Annotated in this window: 18 protein-coding genes; 17 read left to right on the plus strand and 1 reads right to left on the minus strand. The window is 42.0% G+C overall.

Going from position 1 to position 22,104, the window contains the following annotated elements; all coding sequences use genetic code 11:
* Positions 1–241 precede the first annotated feature (241 nt).
* Together IJI01_RS06000 and IJI01_RS06005 are read left to right on the plus strand one after the other, a co-directional pair.
* Entirely contained in the window at positions 242–667 is a 426-nt protein-coding gene (locus IJI01_RS06000) for a hypothetical protein (RefSeq protein WP_292187321.1), read from the plus strand.
* A gap of 191 nt (positions 668–858) precedes the next feature.
* Entirely contained in the window at positions 859–1,395 is a 537-nt protein-coding gene (locus tag IJI01_RS06005) for a DUF7010 family protein (RefSeq protein WP_292187324.1), read from the plus strand.
* 90 nt (positions 1,396–1,485) lie between these two features.
* On the opposite strand, the gene IJI01_RS06010 is transcribed toward IJI01_RS06005, so the two are convergent.
* Positions 1,486–2,397, minus strand: a complete 912-nt coding sequence (locus IJI01_RS06010; RefSeq protein ID WP_292187327.1) for a DMT family transporter — start codon at positions 2,395–2,397, stop codon at positions 1,486–1,488.
* 112 nt (positions 2,398–2,509) lie between these two features.
* Here IJI01_RS06010 and IJI01_RS06015 point away from each other — a divergent pair, with 112 nt between their 5' ends.
* The 15 genes from IJI01_RS06015 (at position 2,510) to IJI01_RS06085 (ending at position 22,081) form a co-directional block, all read left to right on the plus strand.
* Positions 2,510–3,694, plus strand: coding sequence for an iron-containing alcohol dehydrogenase (locus IJI01_RS06015; RefSeq protein WP_292187330.1), 1,185 nt, complete (start codon positions 2,510–2,512; stop codon positions 3,692–3,694).
* 106 nt (positions 3,695–3,800) lie between these two features.
* Positions 3,801–5,369, plus strand: a complete 1,569-nt coding sequence (locus tag IJI01_RS06020) for a YifB family Mg chelatase-like AAA ATPase (RefSeq protein ID WP_292187333.1) — start codon at positions 3,801–3,803, stop codon at positions 5,367–5,369.
* A 17-nt stretch (positions 5,370–5,386) separates the two neighbouring features.
* Positions 5,387–6,568 carry a DNA-processing protein DprA gene (gene dprA, locus IJI01_RS06025; RefSeq protein WP_292187335.1) on the plus strand — a complete coding sequence of 394 codons (1,182 nt, stop codon included), beginning with the start codon at positions 5,387–5,389 and terminating at the stop codon, positions 6,566–6,568.
* A 291-nt stretch (positions 6,569–6,859) separates the two neighbouring features.
* Complete coding sequence (locus IJI01_RS06030) at positions 6,860–8,197, plus strand: extracellular solute-binding protein (protein WP_292187338.1); 1,338 nt, start codon at positions 6,860–6,862, stop codon at positions 8,195–8,197.
* A gap of 116 nt (positions 8,198–8,313) precedes the next feature.
* Entirely contained in the window at positions 8,314–9,714 is a 1,401-nt protein-coding gene (locus IJI01_RS06035; RefSeq protein ID WP_292187341.1) for a carbohydrate ABC transporter permease, read from the plus strand.
* Positions 9,714–10,595: a sugar ABC transporter permease gene (locus IJI01_RS06040; protein ID WP_292187344.1), complete on the plus strand. Its 882-nt coding sequence runs from the start codon at positions 9,714–9,716 to the stop codon at positions 10,593–10,595. Before IJI01_RS06035 ends, IJI01_RS06040 begins: the two co-directional genes overlap by 1 nt.
* A gap of 172 nt (positions 10,596–10,767) precedes the next feature.
* Positions 10,768–11,766 (plus strand): LacI family DNA-binding transcriptional regulator, encoded by a 999-nt coding sequence (locus IJI01_RS06045; protein WP_292187345.1) that lies wholly within the window; start codon positions 10,768–10,770, stop codon positions 11,764–11,766.
* A gap of 68 nt (positions 11,767–11,834) precedes the next feature.
* The gene (locus tag IJI01_RS06050) at positions 11,835–14,036 is read left to right on the plus strand and encodes a beta-galactosidase (protein ID WP_292187348.1); all 2,202 of its coding nucleotides are present in this window, start codon (positions 11,835–11,837) and stop codon (positions 14,034–14,036) included.
* Positions 14,037–14,117: 81 nt separating this feature from the next.
* On the plus strand, positions 14,118–14,378 hold the full coding sequence (locus tag IJI01_RS06055; protein ID WP_292187351.1) for a hypothetical protein: 261 nt from the start codon (positions 14,118–14,120) through the stop codon (positions 14,376–14,378).
* Between the two features lie 22 nt (positions 14,379–14,400).
* A complete protein-coding gene (locus IJI01_RS06060; RefSeq protein WP_292187355.1) occupies positions 14,401–16,353 on the plus strand; it encodes a GGDEF domain-containing phosphodiesterase in 1,953 nt (650 codons plus the stop codon).
* A gap of 6 nt (positions 16,354–16,359) precedes the next feature.
* Positions 16,360–18,315, plus strand: a complete 1,956-nt coding sequence (locus tag IJI01_RS06065) for an EAL domain-containing protein (protein ID WP_292187358.1) — start codon at positions 16,360–16,362, stop codon at positions 18,313–18,315.
* A 147-nt stretch (positions 18,316–18,462) separates the two neighbouring features.
* Entirely contained in the window at positions 18,463–19,728 is a 1,266-nt protein-coding gene (hisS, locus tag IJI01_RS06070) for a histidine--tRNA ligase (protein WP_292187361.1), read from the plus strand.
* A gap of 86 nt (positions 19,729–19,814) precedes the next feature.
* A complete protein-coding gene (gene rhaM / locus IJI01_RS06075; protein WP_026489596.1) occupies positions 19,815–20,129 on the plus strand; it encodes an L-rhamnose mutarotase in 315 nt (104 codons plus the stop codon).
* 3 nt (positions 20,130–20,132) lie between these two features.
* Positions 20,133–20,798, plus strand: a complete 666-nt coding sequence (locus IJI01_RS06080) for an HAD family hydrolase (protein ID WP_292187366.1) — start codon at positions 20,133–20,135, stop codon at positions 20,796–20,798.
* Positions 20,795–22,081, plus strand: a complete 1,287-nt coding sequence (locus IJI01_RS06085; RefSeq protein WP_292187369.1) for an HlyC/CorC family transporter — start codon at positions 20,795–20,797, stop codon at positions 22,079–22,081. Before IJI01_RS06080 ends, IJI01_RS06085 begins: the two co-directional genes overlap by 4 nt.
* Positions 22,082–22,104 lie beyond the last annotated feature (23 nt).

A 22,104-nucleotide genomic window follows, 5' to 3' on the forward strand; every position in this document is an offset into this window, starting at 1 on the left:
AGCTTGGAATGATTTCCATGGATGATGCGATCATGGAGATGTACAGAGCTCAGAAGATTTCAAGAGAAATGGCAATTCAGTTTGCGCAGGATCCGGATACTATGCAGATGAAAATGCTCAGATAAACATATAGGCTGAGAATGATTAGCGGCTAACAATCCCAAGATGATGGTTGGCCGTTTGTGTGTTCCTTGACAAGGAGTGTATAATAACCAATAAAAACAAAAAGAAGGTTTCAAAAATGGATAGATTTAGACAATTTGGATTACAGGTGCAGCGCATGATGGCGCAGGCTTTATATGGACGAAATGGATTCGATGATCTGGCCAGAACATGTAACGTACTTGCAATACTACTCATAGTAGTTAACATTTTTGCCCAGAGCACTGTGATATACATTATTTGGGCAGTGCTGTTCCTTTACTCACTCTTTAGAATTTACTCAAGGAACATCTCAAAAAGATATGCAGAGAACCAGAAGTTCCTGGCAGTAACTGAGGCTCCCAGAAGATACTTAAAGCTTTTAAAGCTTCAGTGGAGAGACAGAGAATATAGCAGATACTACATCTGTCCTAAATGTAAGCAGCAGATTAGAGTTCCTAAGGGAAAGGGCAGGATTGAGATCAGATGCCCTAAATGCAGTGAGAGATTCACTAAGAAAACCTGATACTCAAAAACTAAATAAATATAGCTCTACAGGCTTTGCTAAAACTGAGGATCTAGACGATTCTGCACTTTGGTATAACGCATAAATAGCGAAATAAAGGCCTTTCTTTAGCTGAAAAAGAAGTTTACCCAGCATCCATGCGGGTTTATTATGGTTATAGCATAGAAAACACCATAATAAAGGAGATGGACATGAGCTTAGATGAACTTAGAACAGATGTAGCGCGTAAACAGAAGAAGGGCCTTCCTTTTATAGGAGCGTCAATAGTTATCTGGCTGCTGATTCTTATTACTTGTTCTTTGAAGCTTCCGATTCGTCTTCAGAATATGATTGTCTTTTGCTGTTCCTGCCCACTGATGCCACTTGCAATGCTGATCGGCAAATTTATCCATGTTGATATTTTTGATAAGAGTAATGAACTTGGAAATGTGGGATTTCTTTTTACTCTTAATCAGTTCCTGTATCTTCTCATCGTAATGTGGGTGTTTAGCGCAGTTCCGGAGAAGATGGTCATGGTGTATGCCATGGTGTTCGGAGCACATCTCCTGCCATATTCATGGCTTTATAAATCCGTAGCTTATAGAGTGTTTGCTATTATTATTCCTATAATCTCACTGGTTATAGGATGTATGTATCCTGCCATGGTTGTGGCAGCAATCATGCTTATTATTGAGCTTGTATTTGTGGTATGCTTGATAATTGAGGCGAAAAGCTTAATACATGTTTGATGCTTTCATTGATTACGCCTGTGATCGGACATGAACATGGCGTCAAAAAGGCTGTATAGAGAGAATGAAGAAGTGGTGGACCAGTACTGATTAAGAGTGGTCTGTTGTAACGGGAATCTGAGCAAGGATGACTGAAGCGAAGATAAGTACACATCCGGCGATTTCTCTTCCTGTCATAGTCTGACTGAGGATGAGCCATCCAAATATTGAGGAAAAGACAGACTCAAGACTCATAATAAGTGAAGCAAAGGCTGGATTTAAGTCGCGCTGACCGACAGCCTGAAGGGTGTAGCCAACGGCGCAGGAGAAAATTCCGGTGTACAGAATAGCAACCCAGGAGCCTGCGGTAGACAGAGAGCTTGTCCAGGCAGCAGGATCTGGAATGAATTCAAATATAAATGCAGCGATAATAGAGAATGCGCCGCTTACGAAGAACTGAACGCAGGCAAGCGCAACAGGACTCATGATAGGCACGTAGTGGTCTACACATAGAATCTGAATGGAAAAGAGAAATGCGCAGGCCAAAAGTGACAGCTCTGCGGAAGATAGATTAAAGCCTTCACCAGCTGTCATGCATAGTAGATACAGGCCTACAAGAGCAATAGCTACAGCTGGCCATACAAGGGCAGAGCACTTTCTGCCTATGAAAAGACCTATGATAGGAACAAGAACTATATAGCACGCAGTCAGAAAACCTGCTTCACCAGCACTGGCGCCAAGAGTGATGCCAAGCTGCTGAAAGGTTGAAGCCAGGAAAAGAGCAAGACCGCATATTATCCCACCGAGAAGCTTATAAAAAGGTATCTTGGTGGGTTTTATATTGTGACCTTTCAGGAATGGAAGAAGACAGATTCCCCCGATAATAAATCTGATTCCGTTAAAAGTAAAGGTTCCAACGCTTCCACTTGCGTAGGACTGCGCAACAAAAGCAGCGCCCCATACAATGGATGCCAGAAGTAGATATAATGAACTTTGAATTTGTTTTGATTTAATCTTAGCCATAACGCTTCTCATTATAGCAGAAAAAATATTTAGTGGTCTGCAATTTGATTGAAGGAAACTTTTGCCTTGGCTATAATTAAATACAAATGATGATCAGGTTCAGGAGGCCTTTATGGAGAATTTCAAATTATATACACCAACAGAAGTTGTTTTCGGAAAAGATACAGAGAATCAGACAGGAGAAACTGCCAAAAAGTACGGCTCTAAGGCTCTTCTTGTTTTTGGAAAGGGAAGCGTAGTAAAAAGTGGACTCCTTCAGAGAGTAGAAAAGTCTCTTTCTGATGCAGGAGTTGAGTACAAGGAATTTGGCGGAGCAAAGCCTAATCCAACCCTTGCTCATGCTCAGGAAGGCATTAAGGAAGCTCTTTCTTTTGGGGCTGACATGATAATTGGTGTTGGCGGCGGAAGTGCCATTGATACAGCTAAAGCCATTGCACACGGAGCAGCTAATCCAGATGAAAACCTTTGGAATCTCTGGACCAGAAAGGTACCTCTTACCAAGTCGCTTCCAGTTGGCGCAGTTCTTACAATTGCCGCAGCAGGCAGTGAGATGAGCGATTCAGCAGTTCTGACCAATGAAGAGCTTGGCAAGAAGAGCGGCATAAATACTGACTTTAACAGATGCAGATTTGCTATCGTTAACCCCCAGCTTGGACAGACTCTTCCCAAAGAGCAGCTTGCAGCCGGTGTTACAGATATCATGATGCACACAATGGAGCGCTACTTTATTCCTGACAGTCACTGCGATATGACAGATGAGATTGCAGAAGGACTTCTTAGAACAGTTATTAAGAATGGCGCGATTATTGTTGCTGATCCATCAGACTACGATGCTATGAGTGAGGTGTTCTGGGCATCAAGCCTTTCTCACAACAACCTTACAGAGTGCGGAAGAGGCAAGGATTTCTCTGTTCATAAGCTTGGACATGCACTTTCTGCCAAGTACGATGTAACTCACGGGGCTTCACTTTCTGCAGTATGGGGTGCTTGGGCAAAAGAACTGTATAAGGGCGCAGTTCCCAGATTTGCCAGATTTGCTCGTAAAGTCTGGAATGTTGCTGAAGAAAACGACGAAGCAGCAGCTCTTGCCGGAATCGAAAAGACAGTAACTTTCTTTAAATCTATTGATATGCCAGTTAGTTTGACTGATCTTGGAGTTGATCCTTCAGATGAAGACATCAAGGCACTTGCACTTGATGCAACTATGAACGATACGCTTAAACTCTCAAGAATCAGACCACTTGCTGCTGTAGATGTTGAGAAAATCTACAAAAACTCCATCTTAAGAAAATCTTAAAGAAATCTTAAGAAAATCGCAAAGATTTTTCAGATCGACCTGCTATAAAATAGGCAGGTCGATTTTTTATGTCTATGCAAAATATTTAAGTCTAGAAAGGATATATATGTTTAGTTCAATTGTTTCAGGGGCTGTACATGGCATATCCTCGTACCTCATGCAGGTAGAGGTGGATGTGTCGGATGGGCTTCCTGGCTTTAATATGGTCGGCTTCATGAGCGGAGAAGTTCGGGAAGCCGGCGAAAGAGTGAGAGTAGCCCTCAAAAATCTTGGCTACAAGATTCCAGCTTCCAAGATCACGATCAATTTATCTCCTGCAGATATCAAGAAAGAAGGCGTGATCGTGGATCTGCCTGTGGCTATAGGTATTCTGACGGCCATGGGGGAAATTGCAGAGGATCGGCTCAAAGACATTATGGTGCTGGGAGAGCTTGGCCTTGACGGCGAAGTTAAGTACATTAACGGGACGCTTCCGATTGTAATTAAAGCCAAAGAATCAGGCTTTAAGACAGTTCTTTTACCACAGAGTAATGCAAGGGAGGGAGCGGTTATCGATGGCATCAGGATAATCGGTGTTTCATCCCTTCAGGAGGCGGTAGCGTATCTGTGCGCTGAAGATAATGAGAGGGATTTGCTTATAAGCCCGACTATTGTTGATATTAAGGAACTTTTCAGAAAGAGTGAATATGATGATACCAACCTTGATTTTGCCGATATTAACGGACAGGCTGCTGTTAAAAGAGCTGTAGAAGTTGCTGCAGCGGGTTTCCACCATATTCTGATCGTTGGGCCGCCAGGTTCCGGAAAGAGTATGGTGGCTAAGAGACTTCCGACGATACTTCCGCCTTTATCACTACAGGAAAGCCTTGAAGTATCAACGATTTATTCCGTCGCAGGAATGCTGGGCAAGAATGATGCCTTGATAACCAGGCGCCCATTTATGAGCCCTCATCATTTAATTACTGAGACCGCCCTTACCGGAGGCGGCAATATTCCTCATCCCGGAGTCATTTCCATGGCTCACAGAGGAGTTCTTTTCCTGGATGAAATGCCAGAGTTTCCAAGAGCAAAGCTTGATCTGCTAAGACAGCCTATTGAGGATAGAAAAGTAAATATCGTAAGGACTAAGGGGAAATTCACCTATCCATCAGACTTTCAGCTTGTAGGTGCCCTGAATCCTTGTCCCTGTGGCTATTATCCGGACAGGAACAGGTGCAAGTGCTCGCCTAATGAGATAAGGCGCTACCTTGGCCATATTTCCGGCCCGATATTAGATAGAATTGATATCTGTGTCGAGGCGCCAAGAGTTGATATTTCTGACCTTACGGAAAAGACAAAGCGGGTAAATGAATCCAGTAAAACCATAAGAGAGCGCGTTATGAAGGCCAGACTTGCTCAGGAAGAGAGATTTAAGGGCACTGAGATACGCTTTAATTCAGAGATGACTCCGTCTGATATCAAGAAGTACTGCAGACTTGGAATTCGCGAGCAGAGCTTTTTAGAGAACGCCTTTTGCACTATGGAGCTCAGCGCCAGAGCCTATCACAAGATTCTGAGAGTTGCCAGAACCATAGCGGATATCGATGAGTCTGAGGATATTAGGGAAATACATCTGATGGAAGCAGTAAGCTACCGAATGACAGACGGCAAGTACTGGCATCAGAATGAGGAATAAAGGTATGAGAAAGGAAGATGATCACAAACCGATTGTGGTCATGGATATTTATGACAGAACAGAAGATTTATACAGAAAATGATTATGCCCACTGGCTCTTTAATGTGCCAGGTTTGGGCAACAGGGGAATAGACAAACTTCTTTGTAATGGTATGAACTGCAGAGAGGTTTTTGAAGCTGATGCTAAAGAGTTTAAGGGGATAATTACTGATAAGCAGATAAAGAGTCTCGAGCAGACCAGAAGGAACTGGGATTTTGAAAAAGAAGCGTTAAAGCTCTCTAAAAAAGGGATTTCTTTTATCTCAAGAATCGATGAAAGATTCCCTGAAAAGCTTAAGAATATACCAGATCCTCCTTTTGCGCTGTATGTAAGAGGTAAGCTTCCGGATCCGGATAAGCCATGTGTTGCCATAATCGGTGCCAGAATGTGCTCTGAGTATGGCAGGTATATGGCCAGAAACTTCGGAAGAGGACTTGCGCTTGCTGGAGTACAGGTAATAAGCGGAATGGCAAGAGGAATCGATGGAATCAGTCAGAAGGCTGCTCTGGAAGCAGGAGGTACATCCTATGGAATTGTGGGAAGCGGCGTTGATATCTGTTATCCGGAAGAAAATATGGATGTATACAGGCAGTTGTGTGAAAACGGAGGAGTTATATCTGAATTTCCACCTGGAACATATCCCAAAGCCAATTTCTTTCCCATGAGAAATCGTATTATCAGCGGCCTTGCGGATGTTGTGCTTGTCATAGAAGCAAGGGAAAAGTCCGGAACTCAGATAACTGTAGATACTGCGCTTGAACAGGGAAGAGATGTACTGGCTGTTCCGGGTAGGATCACTGACAGGCTTAGCGATGGTTGCAATCTCCTCATCAGCCAGGGGGCAGGAGTTGCTCTTGGGGTGGATGATGTTCTGGGAAGACTTTGGGAGATACAAAAGGGGTTGGAACCACCCAAAAAGGAGAAGGCAGAAGAGAACGAAGAGCAAGATTCCATGCGGGTTTTTTCGAAAACTGTGGAGGATGAGATCATGGACATAATTGATGTTATTCCGGTTTCTGCATCTCAGATCCTTGAAAATTTAAATTCCAAAGAAATTGAGTTATCAATTCCGCAACTTATGAGCCATTTAATGGAGCTTAATTACAAGGGTAAAATCATCCAGGAAGGCGTATATTACAGGAAAAAGATGGATGTGTGAATTTTACAGGCTAACGATATTGAAATAAAAGTTGCGCAATATTAAAAATGTGATACCGTTTGCGCAAAACGTTTCCGGTAACGTAACCGAAAACGTTACCGATTTAAAAGTCAATGTGCATTTTGTATAAAATTGGCGATATTTTATCATACAATGTGCTCCATTGACAAAAAAATGCACAAAGCATACACTTTTTTATAGAGCAACCGATTGCGCGATGCGCAACCGCAAAATGGCCATTTTAAATCGGCTTTTGGCCATGTAAACAATTTACTAATTGGAGGAAGAAAAATGAAAAAGAAATTGGTATCTGTTTTATTAACAGCTGCTATGGGCGCTTCACTTCTTGTTGGATGCGGATCAGATGCAGCACAGACTGCTCAGGATACAGCTGAGGCAGTTCAGGAGACAGCTACAGAAGTAGCAGAGACAGCTACAGAAGTTGCTGAGGCAGTTCAGGAAGCAGCTGGCGATGTTGATCCAGCAGCTTACAATGGAAAAGAAGTTAAGGTTTGGGTTGCTGAGAACGTTGTAGATTTCACTAACGAGCAGATCGAGAACTTCAAGACAGCATATCCTCAGTACGCTGGTGTTAACTTCACAGTTGAGCCAGTTGGTGAAGGCGATGCAGCTGGTAACATCATCACAGACGTTACAGCAGGCGCTGATGTATTTGGATTCGCACAGGATCAGCTTACAAGACTTGTAACAGCAGGTGCTCTTGAGGAAGTTAACCCTGATTACCTTTCAGCAGTTGAGACTGCTAACTCAGCAGGTGTTGTTGAGGCTGGTAAGGTTGGCGGAACTCTTTATGCTTATCCTATGACAGCTGATAACGGATATTTCCTTTACTATGATAAGAGCGTTGTAACAGATCCTTCCACACTTGAGGGTATTGTTGAGCAGTGCGAAGCTGCAGGCAAGAACTTCTACATGGATATGACTGGTTGGTATCAGGTAGCATTCTTCTTCGGAACAGGCTGCCAGCTTACATATGATACAGATGATCAGGGTAACTTCACAGGATGCAATGTTGACTATGCATCAGACAAGGGTCTTGTGGCTCTTAAGGAGATGATCGAGCTTGCTTCTTCATCAGCTTACCAGGCTGGTTCTTCAGCTGGCGATGCTGTTAACTATGCAGCAATCATCGATGGTACATGGGATGCTGATACAGTAAAGAGCGTTCTTGGTGACAATTACGCTTGTGCTAAGCTTCCTACATTCACAGGTTCAGATGGCAACACATACCAGATGAGCGGATTCAACGGATGCAAACTCCTTGGTGTTAAGCCTCAGGAAGATGAAGATAAGCTTCAGATCTGTGATGACCTTGCATACTACCTCACAAACGAGGAAGTTCAGCTTGCAAGATTCAATGCAGTTGGTTGGGGCCCTTCAAACTTAAATGCTCAGGCATCAGACGCTGTTAAGGCTAACGAAGCTCTTTCAGCTCTTGCAGATCAGTTCGCATTCACAATTCCTCAGGGCAACTATCCTGGAGATTACTGGTCACGTGCTGAGTCACTTGCAGGTGATGTTAAGGACGCATTCCAGAAGGCTTCTGATGAGGACCTTACAGCTGCACTTGAAGCATACCAGGCTGACCTTGAGTCATATGCTAAATAATTGATAATCATAGGCATTTCTGCCGATTATTACGAAACTTTTGCTTAATGTTCTTCCGGTGGAAAGACGCTTTCTGCCGGAAGAATTATTGTTAGGAGAACTTGGAGGAAGCAGATATGGCTAATACAAAAGGTGGCCAAAAAAAGAAAAATGCAATTGCTGATTTCTTTAGTATGTTAGGAAAAGACCTAAAGGAAATCGGTGTTACTTTTAAAGAGGGAGATTTTAAGACAAAGATTTCATTTCTGATCTTTGGCTTTGGGTCTTTGCTTCGCGGCTTATGGCTGAGAGGACTGACTCTTTTAGCTGCTGAGTGTGGACTTTTATATTTTATATTCTCATTTGGATGGTCATATTTTTCCAAGATAGGAAGTCTTGGAACTATTGCTACTACCAAGCAGGGAAGGAAAACAGTATATGGAGACAACAGCTTTTTGATACTGCTGTTTGGTCTTCTTACTTTGTTTGCGGTTATCGCATTTATAGCTATTTGGAGAATAAATGTCAGAGTTAATCGCAATGAAGAACTTATTATCAAAAATGGCAGAAAGCTTCCGTCAAACAAAGATGACTTCAAGTCACTCTTTGATTCTAATTTTGACAAGACACTTCTTGCACTTCCTGTTGCAGGAGTCTTTGTATTTACAGTGTTGCCTATCGTGTTCATGATATGCGTTGCCTTCACCAATTATGACGCTAACCATCAGCCACCTTCTAATCTTTTTACATGGGTTGGCATTGAGAACTTTAAGAATCTGTTCTCATTTGGTACAGCAGGCTTTGGTGGAACATTCGTGACAGTTCTTATCTGGACGCTTGTATGGGCCTTTTTTGCTACATTTATCGATTATTTCCTTGGTATTGCAGTTGCAATGCTGATCAATAAAAAAGGAATCAAGTTCAAGAAATTGTGGAGAACAATCCTCGTAATGACAATTGCTGTTCCACAGTTTGTATCACTTTTGTATGTTTCCAAGCTATTTGCTAATGATGGACTTATAAACGGATATCTTCTCAAGTGGGGAATCATCGATCAGGCAATTCAGTTCTGGGTTAATCCTACACTTGCCAAGATCACTATCATAGTTGTTAATATCTGGATTGGTATTCCATACATGATGCTGATAGCAACAGGACTTCTTATGAATATTCCTGAAGATCTCTATGAGAGTGCACGAATTGACGGTGCAACTCCATGGCAGATGTTCGTTAACATTACAATGCCATATATGCTGTTTGTAACAGGACCGTTCCTTCTTACTCAGTATACAGGTAACCTTAATAACTTTAACGTTATTTTCCTTTTGACACAGGGACAGCCCAAGACAGGAAACCTTGTTGGAGGAGCCGGACGTACGGACCTTCTCATTACATGGCTTTATAAGATGACTATTAACGATACCAATTACCGTATGGCTGCTGTAATAGGTATCATGGTATTCGTTGTAACTGCTGGAATCAGCCTTGTTGTTTATAACTTATTACCATCTGTCAAGGACGAGGAGGGCTTCCAATAATGGCTAATACAAATACTGGTTCAATGAAAAGAAAAAGAGCTGTAGGAAATTTCTTCGGCTATGTTTTACTTATTCTCATAAGTTTGATCTGGCTTTTCCCATATTTTGGACTTCTTATGGCAAGCTTTAGATCTTTTGATGCATCTATTGAATATGGTGGAGTTGTAGACTACATAATTCCACACACATTTTCACTTGATAACTACAAGTTTTTGTTTAATGGTCAGACCAATTATGTAAGATGGTATGCCAACACACTGATCATCTCAATATTTGTATCACTGTTTAATACATGTATTGTTCTGTGTGTAAGTTATGCACTTTCCAGAATGAGATTTGCGGGAAGAACATTCCTCATGAGATTCTGGCTGGTTTTGGGAATGTTCCCTGGATTCCTTACAATGATCTGTCTGTATTTCCTTCTCAAGCAGATGGGACTTACTCAGGCAGGAGCTATTCCAGGACTCATTCTTGTATCTGTAGCAAGCTCGGGTATGGGCTACTATGTATGTAAGGGTTACTTTGACACAATTCCCAAGGCGCTTGATGAGGCTGCCAGAATTGACGGTGCTTCTCGCGCAAGAGTCTTTTTCCAGATGATAATTCCTATGGCTAAGCCAATTATCATTTACACAGCTCTTGTAGCATTTATGGGACCATGGTGTGATTACGTTTTCGCTTCATATATTGCTTTTGGACATGATGCAAGTTACAATGTAGCAGTTGCCATGCAGAGATGGATGGTTGTAGGCGACTATCAGGGTTACTTCACAAGATTCTGCGCAGGCGGAATTGTAGTTGCAGTTCCTGTTACTATTTTGTTCATGTTCCTTCAGAAATACTACGTAGAGGGTGTTACTGGTGGAGCAGTAAAGGGCTGAGAGAACTTGGCGAGGTTTTGTCGAGCCTAGTTCGAACGTCTACCGGCTCACGAAGTGAGAGCGGTAGGTTCCTTTTCTAGGTTAGTGAGAATCCCAGAGAGGACTTGGCTCGATAAAACCGGCTCACGAAGTGAGAGCGGTAGGTTCCTTGTTCTTATTGTGGTGAAAGTGTATGACTGACGAGAAAATTACAATCGATGACGTGGCCAAGGCTCTTGGTATTTCCAAGACTACTGTTTCCAGAGCCATTTCCGGAAAGGGAAGAGTGGGGAATAGTACAAGAGCCAAGGTTATGGATTTTATTGAAAAGCATAATTACAGGCCTAATGTCATGGCCAGGGCGCTTGCTCAGCAGAGGACTTTTAATATCGGCGTCGTCTGGCCTGATGACTATAATGCTGTAGATCTTCCTTTTTTCCAGAGATGCATGATCGGAATGAGTGAGATCACATCGAGTTTTGGTTATGATATAGTGGTGTCCCTTATTGCAGGTGATGACCTGTCCAGTTTGAAGAGAATAATAGAGAATCATAAGGTTGATGGGGTTGTGCTGACCAGGACTATGGTCAATGATACACCGGCCAAGTATCTGAAGGAGTCGGGAGTTCCCTTTGTTGCCATAGGCAAAACCGATGATCCTGATATTATTACTGTGGATAATGACAATCTTGGAGCCTGCAAGGAACTTACATCTATACTTCTTGCCAAGGGACTTAGGAAGCTTGCATTAATAGGAGGTTCCACCAATCATATAATTACCAGGACAAGGTACGAAGGCTTTGTTAATGCTTTTGAGAGTATGGGGCTTGATGTTGACCAGAATCTGGTTTATCTGGATGTTGAGAATAATATCAAAATAGGCGGTATCATCAAATCGATTCTTAAAAAAAACATAGACGGTGTTATCTGCATGGATGACAGTATCGCGGGAGAGGTTATTTCAAGATGCCGTGATGAACATATAAAGATCCCTGATGATCTTCGAGTGGCGTCTTTTTATAATAGTTCACTTCTTGAGAGTACTGTTCCTTCGGTTACATCCCTTAATTTTAATGACAGGAATCTTGGAGCTGAGGCAGCCAGAACACTGCTTGCGATAATAGCAGGGGAAAATGCTCAGAGCAAGATGCTCAAGAATTACGAAGTGATTTTAAAAGAAAGTACTAAGTGATAAGCATGGGCGATGATTATACTGATCACCGCCCATGTAGTGTATATGAGAAAATGAGGAGAAAAGTTATGAAGATAACTTCTGGGTCTAAGGTTGGTTTTGACAATGTAAGCCTTCTTGTAGATGGAAAAAGATGGTTCCCTATGATGGGAGAGATGCATTTTAGCAGATATCCCAAGAAAAATTGGGAACAGGAACTATGCAAAATGAAGGCCGGTGGCATAGATATTGTTTCTCTTTATGTTATCTGGATCCACCATGAAGAGATACGTGGCGAATTTGATTTCACAGGCGACAGGTGCCTTAGAGACTTCCTTGAGACTGTCAAGAAAGTTGGAATGTACAGCATATTAAGAATCGGACCATGGGCTCACGGAGAAGCGAGAAATGGAGGCTTCCCTGACTGGCTCTTGGAGGATGCAAGGAAAAGGGGCTATGAAGTAAGAAGCAATGCTCCAGAGTACCTTGAACATGTGAGAAACTTTTATTCTAAGACTTATGAGCAGGCTAAGGGATATTTTATCAAAGATGATGGCCCTGTTATTGGAATACAGATAGAGAACGAGTTTGGCCACTGCGGAGGTCTCACTGGCGATGAAGGTGAGAAACATATGCAGACTCTTAAGGCTATGGCAGAGGAGATTGGCTTTGTTACTCCTATATACACAGCAACAGGCTGGGGTGGCGCTGTTACAGGTGGAATGCTTCCTGTTATGGGTGGCTACTGTGAAGCTCCATGGGATCAAAGATTAACTGAGATAGAGCCAAGCGGAAACTATATTTTTACAAGAGAGAGAAATGACCATAATATCGGTTCTGATCATGGACTTGGTGCGGGAATTACTTTTGACATGAATAAGTTCCCATTCCTTACAGCTGAGCTTGGTGGCGGCGTTCAGGTTACTCACCACAGAAGACCTATAGCTACAGGCCTTGATACAGCTGCAATGACCATGACCAAGATTGGATGTGGAGCTAATCTGCTGGGATATTATATGTATCACGGAGGCACAAATCCCAAGGGTAAACTTACAACTCTTCAGGAGAGCAGAGCTACTGGTTATCCTAATGATCTTCCTGAGTATTCCTATGATTTTAATGCTCCTCTTCGTGAATTTGGTCAGATGGAAGGAACTTACAGAGAGGTTAGACTTATAGCAAGCTTCATCCATGATTTTGGAAATGACCTGTGCGATATGAACTATGTCGAGCAGCCTGGAAACCCTCTTAAGCCTGATAATTTAACTGACCTTCGTACATCAGTAAGATACAAGAAAAAAACTGATGAGTCCGGCAAAGAGTTTAATAAAGGATATCTTTTTGTAAATAATTATCAGAGAAGATATGAGATGGCTCTTCACAAAGATATAGAACTTACAGCTTATGCGGAAGATGGCCAAACAAAGCTTGCATCCTTTGCAAGACGCGATGTAGCAAATGGAGACTTTTTCTTTTACCCATTCAATATGGAGGTAGGCGCTAAGGCGCTTGTAACTATTGATGCTACTCCTATGTGCATTATTCATGATGCCTGCGGTCAGGGACGCCATGCCTACGTCTTCTACACTGATACTGACAGAGAAGTATCTATGGATATTCAGGGAGACCTTGATGGCAATAAGATCATTGTTTTGAGCAGAGACGAAGCAGTTCATGCATCCAAAGTAGTGATAAATGGTAAAGAGCATCTGATCATTTCTGCTGCAGAGGCTGTAACTGATGCTCACGGAGATGTTAATCTTTTCTTTGAAACTGAAGCTGATTCAAAGCTTGTATTCAGGGCATATCCTGAAATTAGTGGCAGCCTTGATAAGTTCGCCTGCCAGAAAGCAGCTATTGCAGACGGCGAATATACAACTTCAGATGCTTTTGCAATATATGAGAGCAAAGAAGTATATAAGAATACTGCAGAGGCTTCCTTTGAATTAACAGGAAAAGAAGGTGGCGGACTTCACTATAAGCTGTCGATTGCAAATATGTCACCTGATGCAAATGAAGTTTATGCGCATCTTGATTTTACAGGTGATATTGGAAAGCTCATAATAGGTGGAGAAATTGCAACTGATACCTTCTACACAGGCCAGATATGGGAAATAGGACTTAAGAGATATGCGGAAAGTGCCTTAAATGCTGAGGTTACAATTACTCCTTTGTGTGCGGAGGATAAGAAACGCATGTATTTACAGGAATGGCCTGACATGACAGACGGAAAAGCATGTGAATTGAAAGAAATACGTTTAAGCACACAATTTGCTATCAAAATTGCATAAACTTTAGTATAATAGTGTTATCGAAAGTTTGCGCTTTCGGTAACACTTTTTCTTCTGATTAAGTACTTTTGGGGGCAGGACATGGCTGATGGCAATATGACAATGACATATTCTGCAATCGTTCGGGACAAGGATGGAAGGAAAATAGTCCGGGTCAAGTTCGAGAGAATGGGCAAAGGGGTTATGGAAGTAGCAGAAGGAATCCTTCCTGATTGTAAGATTATCAGCCAGAATGGATACACAGCTGAGGAAGTCACAGGATTAGAGGAGTATTTAAGGGGGAATTTGGATGACTTTATGAGCAAAGCCAAGGTTATCAGCAATCCGCTGAAGTGGCTTTGATAAACTAGCTGGAGGCTAGCGCATGCAGTATAACTACTACTTTGATATCTGCGCTTTATGTATAATCGCAACCATAGCCATAACGACTATGTCCCGAAAGGCTGTTCCGGCCTACAGGCAGAAAGCTTATGGCCTTCTTGTTTTGGCGATTTTTGTAGCCACTGCAGCTGAGAGAGTGGAAACATTCCTTCAGATGCATCCAGTTAATGCGCCCTGGTATCATGGCGCAGAAATGACCTTTGGCTCTATCTATTTCCTTGCACATCTGTTTTCTGCTACATCTTATATGCTCTATATCATGTCCGTTTTGGACATCTATGTTAATTTCAGAGAACTGAAAAACTTCATGCAAGTGGCCTTTGGATATCTTGTGGGCGTTGTTTTTGTGGCAATTAACCTCTTTGTTCCGGTTCTTTTCTACTATTCAGAGGATGGACTGTATCACAGGGGCGATTATATCGGCATCTATTACGTTATAGCTTTTTACTATATAGCTACTGGTGTTTCTCTCATGCTCAGATATAACAAGCTCATGAGAAGTAAGACCAGGCTCTTCATTGCGTCCTACGTAGTCTTTGTTGTTATTGGTATCGCGCTCCAGTTCTTTTTCCCATCTCTTCTTATCGAAAACTTCTGCAACACAGTAAGTGCGACGCTTGTTTTCATCACACTTCAGAATCCAAGTGAGATGGTAGATGATGGTCTTAACATGCTCAACAGAAAGGCATTTCTGGAAGGCCTTGATCTTAAGGTTAAGAGAAAAGAGCCTCATAGTACTATCTTTGTAACTATCGACAACGTTGGAGCGCTCAGTGCAGAGATTGGTTATAAGCAGGCTCAGAACGTTGTTAAGCTGATTGCTAATTACCTTAGGAATGTAGGTTTTAAGGAGTATGGACTCCAGAGCTATGCATATAGATATGCAGAGTATATGTTTGCTGTGACGATCCATAGTAAGGATGATGAAAAGATAAGACAGCTCCTTGAAAAAATTGCCCTAAGACTTAATGAGCCTTGGAATAGCTCGGGTATGGCAATCAGAGTAGAGGGACATTGCTTTCTTATGAGATACCCTGTTAATTACATGACTACTGCTGAACTGATGAGCAGAATCGATATTGTTACTCAGGATATTCCTACCGCTGAAGAAACAATAGTTGATATAGACAGTGTGGAATTCAAAGAACTTAAAAAGGCCAGAGATTATGACAATACGGCCAGAATAAGCCTTGATAAAAAGGCCTCTGTTATTAAGTATCAGCCGGTTTTATCCAAAATTTACAAGATAAACTACAGCGCTGACGTAATCTTTTTTCCATTGGATAAAGATGGCAATGAGATTGATTTAAGGAAGCATATACCTGATGTCAAAACAACACAGACTCTTATGGACGTAGATGAGTACGTGTACAGAAGAGCTTGCCGAGCTCTGTCTTTTTGGAATGACGGAGATAAAAAAGGCAAATACAGAGCTGTTGTCGGACTTTCTCAGGGCGAGATATCCAAAAATGATTTTGTCAGAAGGATCAAAAAGATACTGAGAGAAGAGAACGCAGAGGCTTCATGGATAAGCCTTAAGCTCACAGAGACTACAGTTACTACCATGAACAAGGTTGCTGAGCATAACTTAAGGCTCTTGGGAGAAATGAACAGCTACATTATTGTGGATAAATTTGGAAGCGGCTATGGAGACCTGGATAGAATTCTGTCTCTGCCTGTATTTCAGATTAATCTGGATATATCGGTACTTCGAATGGCTCAGGCTTCAGAAAAGATGAAGCTTGTGGCAGAAGGAATTGTTAATCTGTTCCATGACGTAAGTATCTTTGTTGGCGCTACAGAAATAGAGAATGAAGAAGACAAAATGATGGCAGAAGAACTGGGATGTGATTTCCTTATTGGAGATTACATGGGCGAACCTATGCAGGATAGTTCTTATGTCAAGTTTATTGATGCGTATTTTGAGGAAGGTTGATAATTAATGGGACTTATTACTAAACCTCAAACTTATAATATATGCTTCTCGATAGCAGCTCTTGTGCTTATTTTTGTTACTTATCTGATTCATGCTTCAGAAGAAAAAGTATTCAACAGGCAGGGGCATATTTTTGGCGCCCTGATTTTTGATGCATTCATGCTGAATCTGATGGGGCTTATACATAACGCATATCTTTATAGTGATGTCGGCGCTGCAGCAATAGGCTATGACATCAACTGCTACGTGGTTCTTGCGGAAAAGCTCTTTGCACACCTTCTTCCGTATCTGTCAATCTGCTATGTGATGAGTATTTTCCAGATTGATTTCAATACTGTTTTGAAAAAAGCTATCATTATAATTCCTACAGCTTATTCACTGTCTGTATTTATGATTGGCTTCTTTACCAGGTTCTTCTTCTACTTTACTGAAGATGGCAATATTAAGTTCATTTATCCTCAGGGAGCTACAGTATATATAGGGGCAGATCTGTATTTCATTTTTGCTACATATCTTTTGATCAAGTATACCAAGACACTTAGCTCGGAGAAGGCTTACGCCCTGTGGGTTTATTACATTTTGATGTTACTTGCTGTACCGATCAGGATTATTTCAAGGTCAAGCTCTATCTTTGAATTCAGTGTTTCACTGGCGCTTCTTTTATGCGTTTATACCTTCCAGAATCCAAGCGAATTTGTCGACAGGATGTCGGGGGCGGCAACCAGAAATGCGCTCAATTTTGCTGTGTCTACAAATCTTTTACAGAAAAAAGAATTTACTCTTTATGGAGTTCACATCGACAGATTATCAGTTCTGATCGGAGAAAAACAGCCAGAGAAAGCTGCAGAATTACTGAGCCAGATAACTGAATATCTAAGAGGCTTCAGTCCTGATGGAATAGTTTATTATCCATACATGGAAGATTTTGTGATGCTGTTCCCTGATGTTACAGCAGATGAGTCAACAATCGAGAAGATAACTGACGAGATCAAAAGGCGCTTCAGAGATCATTGGAAGGTTGGGGATGAAGAAATCAAGCTGATAGAAACCCCTTATGCTGTTGTGTTCCCTGAGGAAGTAGACAGTCTTGAAAGATACAATGAAGTTAGAGGTGTTCTTGAGAAGGCTCTGACCAAGCAGAGCAGAGATATTGTCCGTGTTGCTGACATCAACCTCAAGGTGGTTGAGCATGATAAAAAGATAGATGGAATAGTTAAGCATGCCCTTGATGATGAGCTTCTTGACGTATACTATCAGCCTATTTACTCACCGGTTACCGGTAAGTTCTCATCCTGTGAGGCTCTCCTTAGACTTAAGGACCCTCAGCTTGGATTTATTTCGCCTGCAATCTTCATGCCGATTGCTGAAAGAAATGGTACAATCCTTGCTATTGATAAGTTTGTTCTGTCTTCAGTGTGCGACATGCTCTCTAAGACGGATGTCAGAAAATATGGCCTTGAATATACCGAGGTCAACCTTTCTGTAGTTGACTGTATCCAGACTAATCTTGCAGATAATGTCATGGGAACTTTGAATAAGTATCAGATTGCACCAAAAGAGATCAATTTTGAGATCACAGAGACTTACGAGCAGGGCATTACAGCTGCTATGGATGAGAATATCAGGAAACTGATGGAAATGGGTATTTCTTTTTCCATGGATGACTTTGGAACTGGATATTCTAACCTTGTGAGAATAGCTACTATGCCAGTGGAAATATTCAAGCTGGATAAGAGTATAATTCAGTCTGCGTTCGAGTCTGAAACTTCTTATATGGTCATGCTCAATCTTATCAAGATCATCAAATCCCTCGGAAAAGAAATAGTGGCTGAGGGTGTGGAAACTGGCGAACAGGCTCGTCAGCTTATTAAGCTTGGCTGTGACCATATCCAGGGATTCTTTTACGCTCGTCCTATGCCTCGAGATCAGTTCGTGCAATTCCTGAAAGAGCACAACGGGTAGCGCATCGCACATCCAGACCTCCGATGATGCTTGGTGTCAAATCGGTCTGGCTGCACATATGCTTTGAACGCTCTAACGAGGCATTGCAAAGAAGTTTTCCAAAGTGTATTATATTGAAAGAATTTTTCTATATAAGGATGGTAATTTATGGCATTAATTAAGAAACCAGTTACAGGAATGAAGGATATTCTGCCCTCAGAAATGCAGCTGAGGGATTATTGTATTGGAATAATCAAGAAGACTTATGCAGAGTTTGGATTTACATCTATCGAGACTCCTGCAGTAGAGTCACTTGCCAACCTCAACAGCAAACAGGGCGGCGAGAACGAGAAGCTTATCTTCAAGGTAATGAAGAGAGGCGAGAAGCTCAATCTTGAGACAGCCAAGGAGGAGAACGATCTTACAGATTCAGGTCTTCGTTATGACCTTACAGTTCCCCTCGTTCGTTTTTATGCTAATCATGCTAATGAGCTTCCAGCACCTTTCAAGGCACTTCAGATGGGCAATGTATGGAGAGCTGACAGACCTCAGAAGGGTAGATATCGTCAGTTCATGCAGTGCGATATAGATATTCTGGGTGAGGCTTCTAACCTTGCTGAGATCGAGCTTATTCTGGCTACAACTACAACACTTGGAAGACTTGGCTTCAAGGACTTCAAAATCCGTATCAATGACAGAAGAATGCTCAAGGCAATGGCTGCATACAGCGGATTCCCAGAGGAAGAGTACGACAACGTATTCATCACTCTTGATAAGATGGACAAGATCGGAATGGACGGCGTAGCAGAGGAACTTGTTAAGCAGGGCTATGCTCAGGACAGTGTTGATAAGTATCTTGATCTGTTCAAGGCAGCAGAAGGTAAGCAGAACCTTGAAGGAATCAAGGTTATTGCTGATAAGCTTGGTGATTTCCTTGATGCTGATACAAGAGACAACCTCAATGAGATCATCAGCAGCGTAGATGCAACTAAGACAGCTCAGTTTGAGATGGAGTTTGATCCTACACTTGTAAGAGGAATGAGCTATTATACAGGAACTATCTTTGAGGTAGCTATGCCTCAGTACGGCGGAAGCTGCGGTGGTGGCGGACGTTATGACAAGATGGTTGGCAAGTTCCTTGGACAGGACACACCAGCTTGTGGATTCTCAATTGGATTTGAGCGTATCATCATGATCATGATGGATGAAGGCTTCAAGATTCCGGGTGAGAGCGACAAGATTGCTTTCCTTATTGAGAAAGGTATCAAGGGCGACAGACTTGCTGAGATCATTTCAGAGGCGCAGAAGGAGAGAGCAGCTGGTAAGAGTGTTCTCGTAGTTCGCATGGCCAAGAACAAGAAGTTCCAGAAGCAGCAGCTGAATGAACAGGGCTATGAGGATATCAGAGATTTCTACGAGAAGCCATTGAACTAATTTGCTAAGAATTTGAGAATAAATGCGTAGATGGGGATAATCTGGTATGACACAATAAAAGAAAAACCAGATTGGGGGATTACACAATGATTAGAAAAGGCTTTAAGATGAAGCTGTATCCAGGGATGGAGAAAGAGTACGAGAAGAGACACAATGAGCTGTGGCCAGAAATGCAGCAGATGATCCATGAGCATGGCGGACACAACTACAGTATTTATCTTGATCCGGAGACTCTTGTCCTCTATGGATATATAGAAATTGAAGACGAGGAGTTGTGGGCTAAGAGTGCAGACACTGCCATCAACCGTAAATGGTGGGATTTCATGGCAGATATTATGGAGACCAATCCAGATAACAGCCCTGTAGCTGTAGATTTGCACCCTGTGTTCCATTTAGACTGATCAATGAAATGTAATACAGTTATTTTTGATCTTGATGGCACTCTTCTTAACACTCTGGAGGATCTGATGGATAGCGTTAACTACGCTCTTTCCAGGTATGAGATGCCTCTTAGAACTTTGGAAGAGATCAGACACTTTGTTGGAAATGGCGTTGAGAGACTGATGGAGCTTGCTGTTCCACGGGGCAAAGAGAATCCTCTTTTTCAGGAAGTCTTTGCGTGCTTCAAGGAATATTACCTTATTCACTGTAACGACAAGACAGGTCCTTATCCACATATTATGGAGCTTTTAGAGGCTCTTAGCGACAGGGGCTATAACATGGCAATCGTGTCCAATAAATACATGAATGCGGTTAAAGAGCTGAATGAGTTATATTTTAGTAAGTTCATTTCAGTTGCCATCGGTGAATCAGCAGGAATTCGCAAAAAACCGGCACCTGATACTGTAGAAGCAGCTATCAGAGAGCTTGGAGTAAATAAGAATACCTGCATATATGTGGGAGACTCAGAGGTTGACCACATGACAGCTGTTAACAGCGGACTTAGATGTATATCCTGCCTTTGGGGCTTTAGAACCAAAGAAGAGCTTATAGCTGCAGGAGCAGGCAACAATATATTTGTAACAGACCCAATGCAAATACTTGATGTTTTACAGGAGGAAGAACTTTGAACGTTCACTTGGTCAGGCTGATAGTGCTAATTGTGTTAGTACTTCTCTCAGCTTTTTTCTCCTCTGCAGAAACTGCTTTTATGACTGTAAACAGAGTCAAGATCAAAGCGCTTGCAGACGAGGGCAACAAAAGAGCTGCATCTGTTATCAGAATTTGTGAAGATACACAGAAGATGCTATCAGCGATCCTGATTGGCAATAATATCGTTAATCTGAGCGCGTCAGCGCTGATGACTGTCTTTGTGACAGACCTATGGGGAAGCTTTGCTGTAGGAATAGGTACCGGAGTTTTGACTCTGGTTGTCCTTATTGTAGGTGAGATTCTTCCCAAGACCATAGCTACAGCATATTCTGAGAATATGTCACTGTGGTATGCGGAAATCATCATTTTTATAATGGCAATCACCAAGCCACTTAGCTTTATCATCAATGGCGTTGCATCTGCCATCCTCAAAGTGCTCAGGGTAGACGTACAGAACAGAGTTGCCATGACAGAAAACGAGCTCAAGACCTACGTTGATGTAAGCCATGAAGATGGTGTTATTGAGTCTGGAGAAAAAGAGATCATCTACAATGTCTTTGATTTCAGTGATGCTGTGGCCAAGGATATTATGATTCCAAGAATTGATATGTCCTGTGTCAGCACAGATGACGACTACAATGAAGTCATGAAGGTGTTCAAGGATGAAATGTACACCAGAATCCCTGTGTATGAAGGCAATGAGCAGGATAACATCATTGGACTTATTAATATTAAGGACCTTATCCTTATAGAAGATAAGGATAATTTCAAGATTAAGGATCATCTCAGAAAAGCTTATTATACCTATGAGTTCAAGAAGACAGCAGATCTTTTGATGGAGATGAGAGAGAAGTCTCAGAACGTTGCATTTGTACTGTCTGAGTACGGAACCACGGTTGGTATGATCACACTTGAGGATCTTCTTGAGGAAATTGTTGGTGAGATCAGAGATGAATATGACTCTGATGAGGCACAGTTCATCAAGGATCTGGGCGATAACAAGTACCTGGTTGAAGGTAATATGAAGCTTGATGATATCAATGATGCCCTTGGAACTGACCTTGATTCTGAGGACTATGATTCAATCGGCGGTCTTATGATCGAGAACCTGGACAGACTTCCGGGATATGGGGAAACAGTTAATCTGGATAATGGCATAACACTTACAGCAAGAGCCATTAAACGTAACAGAATAACCAAAGTACTCATGCATGTTGAACCTGCCAAAGAGCGGGAAACTGAAGAAGATAATAAAGAATAAAAGTTCTTTATAAATTTAGAAAA

Origin of the sequence: Butyrivibrio sp. (assembly GCF_017433805.1) — a bacterium.
GTDB lineage: Bacteria > Bacillota > Clostridia > Lachnospirales > Lachnospiraceae > Butyrivibrio.

Coding starts and splice junctions, on each gene's coding strand:
- IJI01_RS06000 (WP_292187321.1), top strand. CDS start 242: ATGGATAGATTTAGACAATTTGGATTACAGGTGCAGCGCATGATGGCG.
- IJI01_RS06005 (WP_292187324.1), top strand. CDS start 859: ATGAGCTTAGATGAACTTAGAACAGATGTAGCGCGTAAACAGAAGAAG.
- IJI01_RS06010 (WP_292187327.1), bottom strand. CDS start 2,397: ATGGCTAAGATTAAATCAAAACAAATTCAAAGTTCATTATATCTACTT.
- IJI01_RS06015 (WP_292187330.1), top strand. CDS start 2,510: ATGGAGAATTTCAAATTATATACACCAACAGAAGTTGTTTTCGGAAAA.
- IJI01_RS06020 (WP_292187333.1), top strand. CDS start 3,801: ATGTTTAGTTCAATTGTTTCAGGGGCTGTACATGGCATATCCTCGTAC.
- dprA (WP_292187335.1), top strand. CDS start 5,387: ATGATCACAAACCGATTGTGGTCATGGATATTTATGACAGAACAGAAG.
- IJI01_RS06030 (WP_292187338.1), top strand. CDS start 6,860: ATGAAAAAGAAATTGGTATCTGTTTTATTAACAGCTGCTATGGGCGCT.
- IJI01_RS06035 (WP_292187341.1), top strand. CDS start 8,314: ATGGCTAATACAAAAGGTGGCCAAAAAAAGAAAAATGCAATTGCTGAT.
- IJI01_RS06040 (WP_292187344.1), top strand. CDS start 9,714: ATGGCTAATACAAATACTGGTTCAATGAAAAGAAAAAGAGCTGTAGGA.
- IJI01_RS06045 (WP_292187345.1), top strand. CDS start 10,768: ATGACTGACGAGAAAATTACAATCGATGACGTGGCCAAGGCTCTTGGT.
- IJI01_RS06050 (WP_292187348.1), top strand. CDS start 11,835: ATGAAGATAACTTCTGGGTCTAAGGTTGGTTTTGACAATGTAAGCCTT.
- IJI01_RS06055 (WP_292187351.1), top strand. CDS start 14,118: ATGGCTGATGGCAATATGACAATGACATATTCTGCAATCGTTCGGGAC.
- IJI01_RS06060 (WP_292187355.1), top strand. CDS start 14,401: ATGCAGTATAACTACTACTTTGATATCTGCGCTTTATGTATAATCGCA.
- IJI01_RS06065 (WP_292187358.1), top strand. CDS start 16,360: ATGGGACTTATTACTAAACCTCAAACTTATAATATATGCTTCTCGATA.
- hisS (WP_292187361.1), top strand. CDS start 18,463: ATGGCATTAATTAAGAAACCAGTTACAGGAATGAAGGATATTCTGCCC.
- rhaM (WP_026489596.1), top strand. CDS start 19,815: ATGATTAGAAAAGGCTTTAAGATGAAGCTGTATCCAGGGATGGAGAAA.
- IJI01_RS06080 (WP_292187366.1), top strand. CDS start 20,133: ATGAAATGTAATACAGTTATTTTTGATCTTGATGGCACTCTTCTTAAC.